Origin of the sequence: Enterobacter cloacae complex sp. P15RS (genome assembly GCF_014895905.1) — a bacterium.
Taxonomy (GTDB): Bacteria; Pseudomonadota; Gammaproteobacteria; order Enterobacterales; family Enterobacteriaceae; genus Enterobacter; species Enterobacter quasihormaechei.
The window spans coordinates 88,083-101,977 of record NZ_JADBQL010000018.1 but is presented as its reverse complement, the minus strand read 5'-3'; the positions used below and the strand labels follow the sequence as shown (position 1 = coordinate 101,977).

Annotated in this window: 12 protein-coding genes; 8 read left to right on the top strand and 4 right to left on the bottom strand. The window is 55.8% G+C overall.

Annotated elements, in window-relative coordinates:
- The first annotated feature begins 349 nt into the window (after positions 1 to 349).
- Together IM267_RS12275 and IM267_RS12270 are read left to right on the top strand one after the other, a co-directional pair.
- Positions 350 to 3,130 carry a flavocytochrome c gene (locus IM267_RS12275; RefSeq protein ID WP_131636853.1) on the top strand — a complete coding sequence of 927 codons (2,781 nt, stop codon included), beginning with the start codon at positions 350 to 352 and terminating at the stop codon, positions 3,128 to 3,130.
- A 58-nt stretch (positions 3,131 to 3,188) separates the two neighbouring features.
- Positions 3,189 to 4,151, top strand: coding sequence for an FAD:protein FMN transferase (locus IM267_RS12270; RefSeq protein ID WP_193033484.1), 963 nt, complete (start codon positions 3,189 to 3,191; stop codon positions 4,149 to 4,151).
- On the opposite strand, the gene dcuR is transcribed toward IM267_RS12270, so the two are convergent.
- On the bottom strand, positions 4,132 to 4,851 hold the full coding sequence (dcuR, locus tag IM267_RS12265; RefSeq protein WP_006811173.1) for a two-component system response regulator DcuR: 720 nt from the start codon (positions 4,849 to 4,851) through the stop codon (positions 4,132 to 4,134). The genes IM267_RS12270 and dcuR overlap by 20 nt on opposite strands.
- Entirely contained in the window at positions 4,848 to 6,464 is a 1,617-nt protein-coding gene (locus tag IM267_RS12260) for a sensor histidine kinase (RefSeq protein WP_064910381.1), read from the bottom strand. The genes dcuR and IM267_RS12260 overlap by 4 nt, the downstream gene beginning before the upstream one ends.
- A gap of 153 nt (positions 6,465 to 6,617) precedes the next feature.
- Between IM267_RS12260 and IM267_RS12255 the strand changes: the two genes are divergently transcribed.
- A complete protein-coding gene (locus tag IM267_RS12255; RefSeq protein WP_193033483.1) occupies positions 6,618 to 7,481 on the top strand; it encodes an N-acetylmuramic acid 6-phosphate etherase in 864 nt (287 codons plus the stop codon).
- 40 nt (positions 7,482 to 7,521) lie between these two features.
- Here the strand turns inward: IM267_RS12255 and ompC are convergent, their stop codons facing one another.
- Complete coding sequence (ompC, locus tag IM267_RS12250) at positions 7,522 to 8,676, bottom strand: porin OmpC (protein ID WP_193033482.1); 1,155 nt, start codon at positions 8,674 to 8,676, stop codon at positions 7,522 to 7,524.
- Between the two features lie 283 nt (positions 8,677 to 8,959).
- Between ompC and IM267_RS12245 the strand changes: the two genes are divergently transcribed.
- The 3 genes from IM267_RS12245 to IM267_RS12235 are packed head-to-tail and all read left to right on the top strand — an operon-like array spanning position 8,960 to position 11,610.
- Complete coding sequence (locus IM267_RS12245; protein ID WP_063450189.1) at positions 8,960 to 9,661, top strand: phosphohydrolase; 702 nt, start codon at positions 8,960 to 8,962, stop codon at positions 9,659 to 9,661.
- A gap of 43 nt (positions 9,662 to 9,704) precedes the next feature.
- Complete coding sequence (locus IM267_RS12240) at positions 9,705 to 11,138, top strand: DNA cytosine methyltransferase (RefSeq protein ID WP_193033481.1); 1,434 nt, start codon at positions 9,705 to 9,707, stop codon at positions 11,136 to 11,138.
- A complete protein-coding gene (locus IM267_RS12235; RefSeq protein ID WP_063450187.1) occupies positions 11,119 to 11,610 on the top strand; it encodes a very short patch repair endonuclease in 492 nt (163 codons plus the stop codon). The genes IM267_RS12240 and IM267_RS12235 overlap by 20 nt, the downstream gene beginning before the upstream one ends.
- Here IM267_RS12235 and yedA read toward each other — a convergent pair.
- On the bottom strand, positions 11,582 to 12,496 hold the full coding sequence (gene yedA, locus IM267_RS12230) for a drug/metabolite exporter YedA (protein WP_193033480.1): 915 nt from the start codon (positions 12,494 to 12,496) through the stop codon (positions 11,582 to 11,584). The two genes, IM267_RS12235 and yedA, sit on opposite strands and share 29 nt — an antisense overlap.
- A 175-nt stretch (positions 12,497 to 12,671) precedes the next feature.
- Here yedA and IM267_RS12225 point away from each other — a divergent pair, with 175 nt between their 5' ends.
- Both IM267_RS12225 and IM267_RS12220 read left to right on the top strand, forming a co-directional pair.
- The gene (locus IM267_RS12225; protein WP_353887284.1) at positions 12,672 to 13,586 is read left to right on the top strand and encodes a DUF808 domain-containing protein; all 915 of its coding nucleotides are present in this window, start codon (positions 12,672 to 12,674) and stop codon (positions 13,584 to 13,586) included.
- 78 nt (positions 13,587 to 13,664) lie between these two features.
- A complete protein-coding gene (locus IM267_RS12220; protein WP_063450184.1) occupies positions 13,665 to 13,847 on the top strand; it encodes a YodC family protein in 183 nt (60 codons plus the stop codon).
- Positions 13,848 to 13,895: the final 48 nt, after the last annotated feature.

The window sequence follows — 13,895 nt, the reverse complement described above, 5'->3', positions numbered from 1 at the left end:
GAGTAGTGTGGTTATTCGCTGGTTTTACGCATTTCATGTATCAAATTTATAACATTTTAAAATTGGTATTTATGTTAGTTTTTGATTTATATGGATTTCTATTGGTGTAGGTGTATTGGTTTGACCTTTGATGATTTAACTTTTTTTAAATTAATGTGAATGGGTGAAACATTCCTGCTAACACCAATGTGTTATTAATGTTACCGCAGGGATTAAATAGTTTATTAACTAACGTAATATCTTTGGAAACTAAAAAAAGCATTATATTACTTCCATGACATCGGCAAAAAATACGAAATAAAACGATCCCGATACCGAATTCTTAATTTTAAAGTTTGGAGTTTCTATTATGAGCACTAACGAACGAATTTTAAGCCCCTTCACATTACCGAATGGTACTGAACTCAAAAACCGTTTGTTAATGGCCCCAATGACAACCTGTACCGGTTATTACGATGGCACCGTGACCAGCGAGCTGGTGGAGTACTATCGCGCCCGCGCTGGCAGCATCGGCACCATTATCGTTGAGTGCTGTTTTGTTGACGATCTCGGCCTGGCGTTCCCGGGTGCAATTGGGATTGATAACGACGAGAAAATCGCCGGGCTGGCGAAAATCGCTGACGCTATCAAATCCAAAGGCTCTAAAGCCCTTCTGCAAATCTACCACGGCGGCCGTATGGTCGACCCAAAACTGATTGGGGGTCGCACGCCGGTTGGCCCAAGCGCGGTTGCCGCGCCGCGTGACGGTGCCGCGACGCCGGTTGCCCTGACCTCAGAAGAAGTGGAAGGCATGATCGGCAAGTTTGGCGACGCCGTACGCCGCGCGATTCAGGCTGGCTTTGACGGCGTCGAAATTCACGGGGCGAATACCTATCTGATCCAGCAGTTCTACTCCCCGAATTCCAACCAGCGCGACGACGAGTGGGGCGGCAGCCGCGATAACCGCGCGAAATTCCCGCTGGCGGTGCTGGACATTACCCACAAGATGGTGCGCCAGTACGCGGACGACGCGTTCATCATTGGCTACCGTTTCTCTCCGGAAGAGCTGGAAGTCCCGGGCATTCGCTTCGAAGACACCCTGTATCTGCTGGAAAAACTGGCCGCACGCGGGGTGGATTATCTTCACTTCTCCCTTGGTGCCGCCCTGCGTCCATCTATCGTCGACACGCAGGATCCGACGCCGCTTATCGAAAAATACTGCGCGATGCGTTCTGACACGCTGGCACAGGTACCGGTAATGGGCGTCGGCGGCGTGGTGAATGCTGCCGATGTGAATGAAGCGCTGGATCATGGCTACGACCTGATTGCCGTAGGCCGCGCCACTATCGCCTACCCGGACTGGACCGATCGCATCGCGGCGGGCGAAAGCCTTGAGCTGTTTATGGACAGTACCCGACGCGAAGAGCTGAACATCCCGGAACCGCTGTGGCGCTTCTCGCTGGTAGAGGCGATGATCCGCGACATGAGCATGGGTGAATCGAAGTTCAAACCGGGCACCTTCGTTGAAAAAGTGCAGGACGATGCCAACGAGCTGGTGATCAACGTCAGTCTCGAAACCGATCGCATCGCTGATATCGAGCTGGCCTCAGGCCCGAGCGAAGACGTGGAGTTTGTCACCAGCTTCGAAGAGATCCGTACCCGCATTCTGGATGCCAATACCCCGCACGTGGACGCCATCACCGGCGCAACCAGCCAGAGCGAGGCGGTGAAAAAAGCAGTCTCGAAAGCGATGCTGAAATCCAGCAAAGCGCTGGCGGCAGAAGAGGGTGCAGACCCGAATGAAACCAGAAGCGTCGACGTGGTCGTGGTCGGCAGCGGCGGTGCAGGGCTGGCGGCGGCGATCCAGGCGCATGACGAAGGCGCGAGCGTGCTGATCGTTGAGAAAATGCCAACCATCGGCGGTAACACCATTAAAGCCTCGGCAGGGATGAACGCGGCAGAGACCCGCTTCCAGCGCGTGAAAGGTATCCAGGACAGCAAAGAGCTGTTCTACCAGGAAAGCCTGAAAGGCGGCGGCAACAAGAACAACCCTGAACTGCTGCGTCGCTTCGTGGAGAACGCGCCGGAGGCGATTGAGTGGCTGGCCACGCGCGGCATTATGCTGAACGACATCACCACCACCGGCGGGATGAGCATTGACCGTACGCACCGTCCGAAAGACGGTTCCGCGGTAGGCGGGTATCTGATCAGCGGCCTGGTGCGTAACGTCAACAAACGCAACATCGAAGTGATGCTGGATACTGCCGTCAGCGACATCATCTTTGAAAATGGCGAAGTCACCGGCGTGCGTCTGACCACCGAAGAGAACGAAACCCTCACCGTGGCAACCAAAAGCGTGATTGTCGCAACGGGCGGCTTCAGCGCCAACAGCCAGATGGTGGTGAAATACCGTCCGGACCTGGAAGGGTTCGTGACGACTAACCACAAAGGCGCAACCGGCGGCGGTATCGCGCTGCTGGAACGTATTGGCGCGGGCACCGTGGATATGGGCGAGATTCAGATCCACCCAACCGTGGAGCAGAAAACGTCGTACCTGATTTCCGAATCCATCCGCGGCGGCGGGGCGATTCTGGTCAACCAGCAGGGGAACCGCTTCTTCAACGAAATGGAGACCCGCGATAAAGTTTCGGCGCAAATCATCGCGCTGCCGGAGAAATACGCTTACATCGTCTTTGACGAGCATGTCCGGGCTAAAAACAAAGCGGCGGATGAGTACATCGCGAAAGGCTTCGTGACCAGCGCCAGCTCGCCAAAAGCCCTGGCGGAAGCGCTCGGGATGGATCACCACCAGTTCCTGGCAACGCTGGAACGCTACAACGGTTTTGTGGAAAAACAGCACGACGATGATTTCGGCCGCACCACCGCGCTGCGCGCGCCCATCAACGAAGGGCCGTTCTACGCCATTCAGATTGCACCGGGCGTACACCACACCATGGGCGGTGTGACCATCAATACCGATACCTGCGTGCTGGACAGCAACCACAACGTATTGCCAGGGGCGTTTGCTGCGGGTGAGGTTGTCGGGGGCATCCACGGCGGTAACCGCATCGGCGGTAACGCGGTGGCAGATATCATTATTTTTGGTACGCTAGCAGGACATCAGGCGGCTATGCGTTCGAAAACACGGTAAGGCTCCTGTTTCCCCGGCGGCGCGGTGCCTGCCGGGGCTACATATGAGGACTCATGTAATGCCTGATAGCCATCGCGTTTACAGCTACTCCGCCGTTCTGATGGGCTCGCCCATCCTTCTGAAACTCTTTTCCCACGACGAAGCGCTCGCCTCTCACGTGTTTCGCCTGATCAAACAGTACGAAGATCTCCTTACCGTCAACCGCGCGCATTCGCAGGTGATGAACATCAACCATGCTGCCGGTCAGCATCCGGTTGCCGTCAGTCGCCCGGTGTTTGACCTGATCCGCTGCGCGAAAGCGGCCAGCCAGATGGAAGACAGTGCGTTTAATCTGGCGATCGGCCCACTGGTCAAACGCTGGAAAATTGGCTTTAAGGGGGACGTCGTGCCGCCCGCAGACGAGATCGCTGCCTTGCTGAACATCACGCATCCTGCGGACGTGGTGCTGGATGAAGCCAGCAGTAGCGTGTTTCTCACTCGCCCAGGAATGGAGATTGACCTGGGCGCGATCGCCAAAGGCTATATCGCTGACAGGGTCCGGGACCTTCTGCGCAAAGAGGGGGTTGAGCTGGGGTTAATTAATCTCGGCGGCAACATCCAGACGTTAGGCTCGCCGGAGGGCGGCTGGCGCGTCGGCCTGAAAAAACCGTTTGCCGGAGACGCGTTGATTGGGTCGATGACGGTAGAGAACCGGTCGGTCGTGACGTCAGGCACCTATGAGCGCTACTTTGAGCAGAACGGCAAACGCTATCATCACATTCTTAACCCACGCACCGGCTACCCGCTGGATAACGAACTGGACAGCGTGACGATTGTGTCGAAAGACTCCATCGACGGCGATATCTGGACCACGCTAATCTACGGCATGGGCGTGGAGAAGGGGTGTGCCGCGCTGCGCTCTCGCCCCGATATTGAAGCCATCTTTGTCACCAAAACGAAAGAAGTGGTGATCTCCTCGATGCACCACTTCCGCTTTACCCTTCTGGACGACAGCTACCGCATTACTGGCAGTACTGTTTGAGCAGCCCGACCTGTTCCGGCTGTAAACGGTAGCGATACACCGGTCTGCCGGTCGCGCCGTAGTGAATGCTGGTAAACAGGATATTAATTTGTGCCAGCCAGATCAGGTATTTGCGGCAGGAAACGCGCGAAATGTTGACCGCATTCGCCAGATCGTCAGTGGAAAATTCCATTTCCGGATGGCTGTCGATCCACTGGCAAATCGTGCGCAGCGTCTGCGGGGTTAATCCTTTCGGTAATTTTTTGCTGTCGGCCAGCTCCGGCGCGCCGCCGTGGATCAGCCTGTCGACATCGGCCTGTTCATAATACTGATGCGACCCCATCAGGCTGCGCTTGGCTTTCCAGCCGTTCAGCGCCTCTTCGAAGCGCGGAAACTGGAACGGCTTAATCAGGTAATCCACCACGCCATAGTGCATCGACGTCTGGATCGTCGCGGCGTCGGACGCCGACGAGATCATGATGACGTCGATCGGGCGGCCCGACGCGCGGATGATGGGCAGCAGATCCAGCCCGTTATCCTGCTGCATATAGACATCCAGCAGCACCAGATCGATCGGCTGGCCAGGGTTTGCGATCAGCGCCTCGGCCTGGTTGAGCGTGGACGCGACGCCGCAGCAGCTAAAACCCTCAACGCGGTTTACATACAGACGGTTGAGGTCGGCTACCATGGCGTCATCATCGACAATTAACACATTTATCACGCGATATTCCTCTCGCTATCCCAGGGGATCTGAACAAAAAATTGGGTAAATACGCCAGGCTCCGACTCGACGGTAATATCGCCGCCCAGGTTCTGGATCTGCTGACGTGCAAGGAACAGCCCAACGCCGCGGTTTTCACCTTTTGTTGAGTAGCCCTTTGTAAAAATAGCCTCCAGCCGCTCGGGATCAATCCCGGGGCCGTCATCGCTGACCTCTCCGCTCAGCCAGCCGTTCTGGTAATGGAGCAGCAGGCCGATCTCGCCTTCCGGCTGACCTTCCATCGCATCCAGGGCATTTTCGATTAAATTGCCCAGCACGGTGATCAGCACCGCAACCTGCTCTTCATTGGTGGTATCGGGAAGCTGGCTCTCCTCCGCCAGCGTCAGGGTCACTCCGGCCTCTTTGGCGCGGTTAATTTTACCCAGCAGGAAACCCGCAATGACCGGCGATTTAACCTTGCGCTGTATCGCTCCGATGTCCGTCTGATAATTCTGCGCGGTCTGGATGATGTACTCCTCCAGCTTATCGTAGCGCTTCATGTGCAGCAGGCCGAGGATCACGTGCAGTTTGTTCATAAACTCATGCGTATGCGAGCGCAGGGCATCAACGTAATTGACCATGCCATCAATACGCTGCATTAGCTGGCTGATTTCGGTTTTATCGCGGAACGTGCTGATCGCCCCGATCACCTGATTCTGGCTTTTCACAGGGACCATGTTGCACAGCAGCAGCCGTCCGTTACAGCCGATCTCCTGATCCTGGCGAGCAATGCCGGTTTTTGACACTTCCCGCAGGCTGGCCAGCAGCGGTTCACTGCTGCTTTCGGAGTGCTGGCCCGAGGTCAGGAGTAAAATTTCTCTGGCGGTGTGGTTAATCATCGTCACGCGACCGTGCATATCCACGGCCATCACGCCTTCTCGCAGGGACTGTAACATGGCCTGACGCTGCTCAAAGAGGGCGGAGATCTCGTAAGGCTCCAGCCCGAAGAGTATGCGTTTCAGCACCCGGACCAGGCCCCATATCGCCAGTGAACTCATCAGAACGCTGAACAGGATGGTCCACACGGCGTTGAGCCGTCCGCGGGCAATCTGATCTTCCACCTTATTCAGCGAAATCCCTACCACCACTACGCCGATCTGGTCGTGCCGATCGTCATACACGGGCGTAAAGACGCGCAGCGCTTCCGCGAGCGCGCCGCGGTTAACGGAGACATTCTCTTTCCCTTCCAGGGCAGGCGTCAGATCGTCGCCGATAAAATGCAACCCTAACAGCGCTTCATTGGGGTGGGAATAACGAACACCGCGCAGATCGGTGACCACGGTAAACAGCAGGTCGTTGCGCTTCGTCACCGCCTGGGCAATCGGCTGGATGATGCCGGCCTGGGGTGAGGCCATCAGGCCACGCTTGATATCGGGGCTGTCGGCCAGCGTTCGGGCAATACCCAGCGCGGTATCCTTCACGTCATCGCGCGTGGCGCGGGTGATCTGCACGGAGTACAGCGCGAACACTACCAGCAGCACAGAGCCGATAATGGCGCACACCATCAGCGTAACCAGCGTATTCAGCTTCATAGGACGCTTGCGCATCGGGGGGAAGGGCCGCAAATCGCTCATTAACACTCCGCGATGAAAAAGAAAGGGCTAATTATCGCTGATGAAGGCCATTTCATAAAGCCATGTAAAGAGAGGCGTTTCGTGAGCCTCCTCTCAGGTGACCTATATAAAACACTTTATAGTGTGTGGGTACTCATAATAAGGAGGCAGTTTATGAGCATTATGCTTACCGGTACGGCCAGGGAAAGACGGCAGGCCAGCACGACGAACATCGACAGATTATCCACGCTGGATATGCTTAACGTCATTCATCAGGATGACGCGCAAATCGCTTCTGCACTTACCCCTCACATGACGATGCTGGCCCGCGTGGTAGATAACGCGGCGGCGACCCTGAGTCACGGCGGACGTCTGATTTTGACCGGCGCGGGCGCGTCCGGACGCGTGGCGGAGCAGGCGGCAGAAGCGTTCGCGCCGGGAAAACATCCCGTTATTGCGATCACAGCAGGCGATAACGCCGCAAGCTACGCGCGCGGCGTTGCCGATCTCCAGACCATTGATTTTGGCGAGCACGACATGATGCTGGCGCTGTCCGTCAGCGGCAAAACGCCCTGGGTGTGGGGCGCGATGCGTCATGCGTGGTCTCTGGGCTCAACGGTCGCGCTCATTACGGAGGATGCTCAAAGTGAAGCGGCGCAGCTGGCGAGCATGGTCATTGCGCCCGAGCTAGGGGCTGACGTGGTTGCCGGGTATGCCAACACCAAAGCGGGCATTGCGCAAAGCATGATTATGCATATGGTTACCACCGGTCTGGCGGTACGGACCGGACGGGTGTACAGCAACCTGCGCGTCGATCTGGAAGCAAGCAGCACCAAATGGGCCGAGCGACAGATTGCCATTGTGATGGAAGCCGGGGGATGTTCCCGGGCGCAGGCGAAGGCCGCGCTGGAAAGCTGTAACCACCAGTGTAAAACGGCGGTACTGATGGTGCTGACGGGACTGGATGCGTGGAAAGCCCATGAGCTGCTGGTGCAGAATAACGGGTTTATTCGCCTGGCCTTGCAGGAAGCGCCGTAAATAAAAAAGCCCGCATTGCGGGCTTTACTGTTTGTGCGGATTAGAACTGGTAGGTCATGCCGACGCCAACGATGTCATCGGTTGCAATACCGTTGTCATTGTAGAAGGCGTCATCTTCGTCCAGCAGGTTGATTTTATAATCAACGTAGGTGGAGAAGTTCTTGTTGAAGCTGTAGGTCATGCCCACGTCGATGTAGTTAACCAGATCCATATCGCCTTTCTGGCCCTGAGGGTTGCCAGCGTAGCCTGGATAAGTCATGTCTTTACCCTTAGAGTAAACCCATGCCAGAGATGGACGCAGACCGAAGTCGAACTGGTATTGTGCAACTGCTTCGAAGTTCTGAGTCTGATCCGCGATACCGTAATCACCGTATGGGGTCATGTTGCGCGTTTCAGCGTACATCATCGCGAGATAGACATTATTGGCATCGTATTTAGCCCCAAAGGTCCATGCTTCGGCTCTTTCACCGCCAGCAAAGTGGGCATCATTCCTACCCGCACTTACCTGGTCGTTGGTACGGTCAGAGGAAGAATACGCCGCACCCAGCGTCAGGCCAAAATCGAAATCATAGGTGGAAGACATGCCGAAGCCGTCGCCGTTCTGGAAACGAACGTCATCATGGCCGTTTTTGGTGCCTTCCTGATCTTCGTTTGCATTGGCGCCTTCATTCGCGCCCTGGTATTGCAGCGCAAAATTAAGACCGTCGACCAGACCATAGAAATCATTATTACGGTAGGTCGCCACGCCGTTAGTACGACCAACCATATAGTTGTCGGTCCAGGTGTAGGAATCACCACCAAATACCGGCAGCATATCGGTCCAGGCTTCAACGTCATACACGACGCCGTAATTACGGCCGTAATCAAACGAGCCGAAATCGCCATATTTCAGGCCCGCGAATGCCAGACGGTTAAAAGAGGTATCGCCAGCGTCTTCGGTGTCGTTTGCGTAGGTTTTATATTCCCACTGGCCGAAGCCGACCAGATCGTCAGTAATCTGCGTTTCGCCTTTGAAACCAATCTGAACGTAGGTTTCATCGCCGTCGTCGCCCGCGTTGTCTGAGAAGGTGTGGCGCGCATCAACCTTGCCGTACAGGTCGACCTTGTTGCCGTCTTTGTTGTACATCTCAGCCGCATTGGCTGCGCCAGCCATTAATAAAGCGGGTACAAGCATTGCCAGAACTTTTCTTTTCATTATATATTCCCTTTAAATATAAATTGTCTGAATATATGTAATTACTCTCCGTAATTACATGGCCGATACTATTCTATGGATAGTTATTTAGGTTCAAAAATAAATGTAATTAAAATAGTAAAGATATTACAAAATATTTCTTTTTATCTCTTTATTTTTCACGTGAATTAATGCTTTGAAAATATAGCGGGTAATTATTATTAAGTATTTCGCAATTCTATTTTTTAAAGTCTTCCATTTGGATATATTATAATTTCACGCTTTCGAACTACAGGACGTCATAATGGAACATGCGCAGTGGCAGCACCGCTTTGAACGCTGGCTCAATGAAAATCATTCTACCGAGGACGCGGCGCATGATATTGCGCATTTTCGCCGCGTCTGGATGACCGCGCAGACCATCATGGCCGGGGAGGGCGCCGATCCGCTGGTCGTGCTGGCCGCCTGCTACTTCCACGACATTGTCAGCCTGCCGAAAAACCATCCCGAGCGGAGTCAGTCCTCGCGGCTGGCGGCGCGCAAAACGCGCGAGATCCTGAGCGGCGCGTTTCCGGACTTTCCGGCAGAGCGCTATGCGGCAGTTGAGCACGCTATCGAGGCGCACAGCTTCAGTGCGGGCATTGCGCCGCAGAGTACAGAGGCGAAAGTCGTGCAGGACGCTGACCGGCTGGAGGCGCTGGGCGCCATTGGCCTGGCGCGTGTGTTTGCCGTGTCGGGGGCGCTGGGCGTCGCGCTGTTTGACGCCGACGACCCGTTTGCCGGGGCGCGAGCGCTGGATGATAAAACCTTCGCGCTCGACCACTTTCAGACCAAACTCCTGCGCCTGCCGGACACCATGCAAACCGCGCGAGGCCGGGAGCTTGCGCGTCACAATGCTGATTTCCTGATCCAGTTTATGGCGAAGCTGAGTGCCGAATTACAGGGGGATTACCTCGGAACAGATAGCCAGGTGCTGAACCATTTCCGTCGCAGTCTGCGATCCTGAACTGTGGTACTCTGTTTTCTGTCTTTATTGCCCGGTTAAGAGAATGCAGGAAAATCGATCAGTGACTGTGCCCGCGCCCGAGCGGGTTGAGAAATCAACGGCAGCCGTGCAGGCACTCCTGCGTCAGCTGCTGGAAATGTACGATGCTAAAACGCTGGCAAACCAGCTGGAGGCCCATGGCGAGAGCCACTGGAGCCCGGCGATACTCAAACGGCTGCTGATAAGCGACAGGGCAGGTCACCGCCTCAGCGACGGCGAGTTCCGCTACCTGCAAAATTTGCTGCCGCGTCCTCCTGCCGCGCATCCGAATTATGCTTTTCGCTTTATCGATCTCTTTGCCGGCATCGGCGGCATTCGCCATGGCTTTGAAGCCATTGGCGGGCAGTGCGTGTTCACCAGCGAATGGAACAAACATGCCGTGCGCACCTATAAAGCGAACTGGTACTGCGACCCCGACGCGCACCAGTTCAATGCGGATATTCGTGACGTCACCCTGAGCCATAAAACCGGCATCAGCGACGAAGAGGCCGCCGAACACATCCGTAACACCATTCCGGCGCACGATGTGCTGCTGGCCGGTTTCCCGTGCCAGCCGTTCTCGCTGGCTGGCGTATCGAAGAAGAACGCGCTGGGGCGCGCGCACGGCTTTGCCTGCGATACGCAAGGCACGCTGTTCTTTGATGTTGCCCGGATTATTGATGCCCGTCGCCCGGCGATTTTTGTGCTGGAGAACGTTAAGAATTTAAAGAGCCATGACGGGGGCAAAACCTTCCGCATTATTATGCAAACCCTGGATGAGCTGGGCTACGACGTGGCGGATGCAGAGGATATGGGGCCGGACGATCCGAAAATTATCGACGGCAAACACTTCCTGCCACAGCACCGCGAACGCATCGTGCTGGTGGGTTTCCGCCGCGATCTCAATCTGAAAGGCGACTTTACGCTGCGTGATTTGCCCTCGCTCTATCCGGCGCGTCGTCCGACGGTGGCCGAGCTGCTGGAGCCCGCCGTTGATGCGAAATTTATTCTGACGCCGGTGCTGTGGAAATACCTCTATCGTTATGCCAAAAAGCATCAGGCAAAAGGCAACGGCTTTGGGTTTGGCATGGTTAATCCGCTTAATCCCGACAGCGTGACGCGCACGCTGTCGGCGCGCTACTACAAAGATGGCGCGGAAATTCTTATCGATCGCGGCTGGGATAAGGCGCTGGGTGAAAAAGATTTCGACGATCCGCAGAATCAGCAGCACCGGCCAAGACGCTTAACCCCGCGCGAGTGCGCCCGCTTAATGGGGTTTGAGACGCCACAGGGCTACCGTTTTCGCATCCCGGTGTCGGACACCCAGGCCTACCGCCAGTTTGGCAACTCGGTGGTGGTGCCGGCTTTCGCCGCCGTCGCAAAACTGCTGGCCTCTCGCATCAGCAAGGCCGTTCAGCTTCGTCAGAGTGAGGCCGTCAATGGCGGACGTTCACAATAAGGCCACGCGCAGCAAGAACATGCGCGCCATCGGCACGCGTGATACCGCGATTGAAAAACGGGTCGCTGGCCTCCTGACCGCCGTCGGGTTTGAATTCAGGGTTCAGGATGCCACGCTTGCCGGGCGTCCTGATTTCGTGATCGACGCGTATCAGTGCATCATCTTTACCCACGGCTGTTTCTGGCATCATCACGACTGCTATCTGTTTAAAGTCCCGGCGACGCGCACCGAGTTCTGGCTGGAGAAGATTGGCAGGAACGTCGAGCGGGATAAACGCGACGTTTCGCAGCTTTACGCCCAGGGCTGGCGGGTGCTGATTGTCTGGGAGTGCGCGCTGCGCGGAAAAATGAAGTTGAATGATGTGGAACTGACGGAACGGCTGGAAGAGTGGATCTGCGGCGGCGGTCAGGCCGCGCAGATCGACACCCAGGGCATTCACCCGATCACGGTTTTTCCACCCCACACGGCGTGACAATTGGCTTCGCGGGCAGCAGATATTTACCCAGCGTGACCAGCACCACGGCAAAAACAATCACACCCAGCGCCAGCCATTCAATTGGCGAAAGCACTTCGCCAGCGAAACCGGTACCCAGCAGCACGGCAACCACCGGGTTAACGTAGGCGTAGCTGGTGGCAACCGCCGGGGAGACGTTGCGGATCAGGTACATATAGGCGTTGATGGCGATAATCGAGCCAAACAGCGCCAGATACCCGACGGCCAGGAAACCAGAGAGGCCTGGCATTGCCGTCAGTTTTTCTCCCGCCAGGGTGGAGGCAATCAGCAGCACGATCCCTGCCGCGAGCATCTCAATGGCACCCGCCATCATCCCGGAAGGCAGTTCAATGCGGGAGCCGTAGACCGAGCCGAAGGCCCAGCTCATGGAGCCGATCATGATCATCACCGCAGCCCACGGATTCCCGCTCAGGTTACCGCCGCTGTTAAGCATGATGATGCCCGCAAGCCCAATCGCGATGCCCAGCCATTCGAGCTTGCGGGTGCGGATCCCGAACAGACGACTAAAGCAGAGCGTAAACAGCGGCACGGTCGCGACAACTACCGCGGCGATCCCCGACGGCACGTTCTGATGTTCGGCAACGGTTACCGCACCGTTGCCCACCGCCAGCAGCAGCAGGCCGATCAGGGCGGCGTTAAGCAGGGGGCGCAGAGGCGGAAGCCTATGGCCGCGCAGCAGCAGAAACGTCAACAGCAGCACGCCGGCTGCAAGGAAGCGAACGCCTGCCATCATCAGCGGGGGCCAGCTCTCCACGCCAATGCGAATGACAAAATAGGTGGATCCCCAGATGATATACAGGGAGAAAAGCGCTCCAATGAGCGGTAATAAATGCCGGAAACGCATAGTCCCTCACGACGGAATAAAAAGGTCGCTCATAGTTAACGCCAAAACTATCTCGCTGGCGAGCGCTTTAATTGGGCTGGTTATGTGAAATTTTTGTTGACGCGAGGTGCCAGTTTCCGGGCGGTGAGTTTTGTTCCATACTATTCACTTAATTAGCAAAAAAAGAAGGATAGAGATTTTGGCAGGAAGTAGCTTATTAACATTACTGGACGATATCGCCACCTTGCTGGATGACATTTCGGTGATGGGAAAACTGGCGGCGAAAAAAACCGCCGGGGTACTGGGAGACGATTTGTCGCTGAACGCGCAACAGGTGACCGGCGTGCGGGCGAACCGTGAGCTGCCGGTGGTGTGGGGCGTAGCGAAAGGGTCCTTTATTAACAAGGTGATCCTCGTTCCGCTGGCGCTGCTCATCAGCGCCTTTATCCCCTGGGCCATTACGCCTCTGCTGATGATTGGCGGGGCGTTCCTGTGCTTCGAGGGCGCCGAAAAGGTGCTTCATATGCTTGCGGCGCGCAAAGAGAAAGACACCCCCGAGATGCGCCAGCAGCGTCTGGAAGCGCTGGCCGCGCAGGATCCAAAAACGTTCGAGCGCGATAAAATCAAAGGCGCGGTTCGTACCGATTTCATCCTCTCGGCCGAAATTGTGGCGATTACGCTTGGGATCGTCTCCGAAGCACCGCTGATGAATCAGGTTCTGGTGCTTTCGTTGATTGCCATTCTTGTCACGGTTGGGGTGTATGGCCTGGTCGGGCTGATCGTCAAGCTGGATGATATCGGCTTCTGGCTGGAAAAAAAATCCAGCGCCATTGCTCGCGGTATCGGCAAAAGCCTGCTGGTGCTGGCCCCGTGGCTGATGAAAAGTTTGTCGATAGTGGGAACCCTGGCGATGTTCCTGGTCGGCGGCGGTATTATCGTGCACGGCGTGGCCCCGCTGCATCATGCCATTGAGCATCTGGCGTCAGGTTATGGTTCGGCGATTGCCGCCATTCTGCCGACGCTGCTTAACCTCGTGCTGGGCTTTATCGTCGGTGTCATTGTGGTGGCAGTGGTTAAGCTGATTGGAAAAGTACGCGGCACAGCGCATTAATTATTGATGCGCTGCGGATGCAAAAAGGCTATTCCTCGTCTAAATTGAAAACGTTTCACCCTGATACAGGAGGCAGGTATGGTCTTTTTGGTCAGTGATGAAGTTAAGCCTAAAAGTGGTGGTCCAGGCATGATTGTCACCGGTTATTCCAGCGGAATGGTGGAGTGTCGGTGGCATGACGGATACGGCATTAAGCGTGAGGCTTTTCGAGAAGACGAGCTTCAGCCTGCGAATAACAGGCAAGAGCGCGACAAGGCTTAATCACACAACGCCCGGCCATGCCGGGCGTTTTACTGGCAGAAGACGTAT

Bases quoted from the DNA above. Each gene is read 5' to 3' on its own strand.
- IM267_RS12275 (WP_131636853.1), top strand. From the start codon at position 350: ATGAGCACTAACGAACGAATTTTAAGCCCCTTCACATTACCGAATGGT.
- IM267_RS12270 (WP_193033484.1), top strand. From the start codon at position 3,189: ATGCCTGATAGCCATCGCGTTTACAGCTACTCCGCCGTTCTGATGGGC.
- IM267_RS12260 (WP_064910381.1), bottom strand. From the start codon at position 6,464: ATGAGCGATTTGCGGCCCTTCCCCCCGATGCGCAAGCGTCCTATGAAG.
- IM267_RS12255 (WP_193033483.1), top strand. From the start codon at position 6,618: ATGAGCATTATGCTTACCGGTACGGCCAGGGAAAGACGGCAGGCCAGC.
- ompC (WP_193033482.1), bottom strand. From the start codon at position 8,676: ATGAAAAGAAAAGTTCTGGCAATGCTTGTACCCGCTTTATTAATGGCT.
- IM267_RS12245 (WP_063450189.1), top strand. From the start codon at position 8,960: ATGGAACATGCGCAGTGGCAGCACCGCTTTGAACGCTGGCTCAATGAA.
- IM267_RS12240 (WP_193033481.1), top strand. From the start codon at position 9,705: ATGCAGGAAAATCGATCAGTGACTGTGCCCGCGCCCGAGCGGGTTGAG.
- IM267_RS12235 (WP_063450187.1), top strand. From the start codon at position 11,119: ATGGCGGACGTTCACAATAAGGCCACGCGCAGCAAGAACATGCGCGCC.
- yedA (WP_193033480.1), bottom strand. From the start codon at position 12,496: ATGCGTTTCCGGCATTTATTACCGCTCATTGGAGCGCTTTTCTCCCTG.
- IM267_RS12220 (WP_063450184.1), top strand. From the start codon at position 13,665: ATGGTCTTTTTGGTCAGTGATGAAGTTAAGCCTAAAAGTGGTGGTCCA.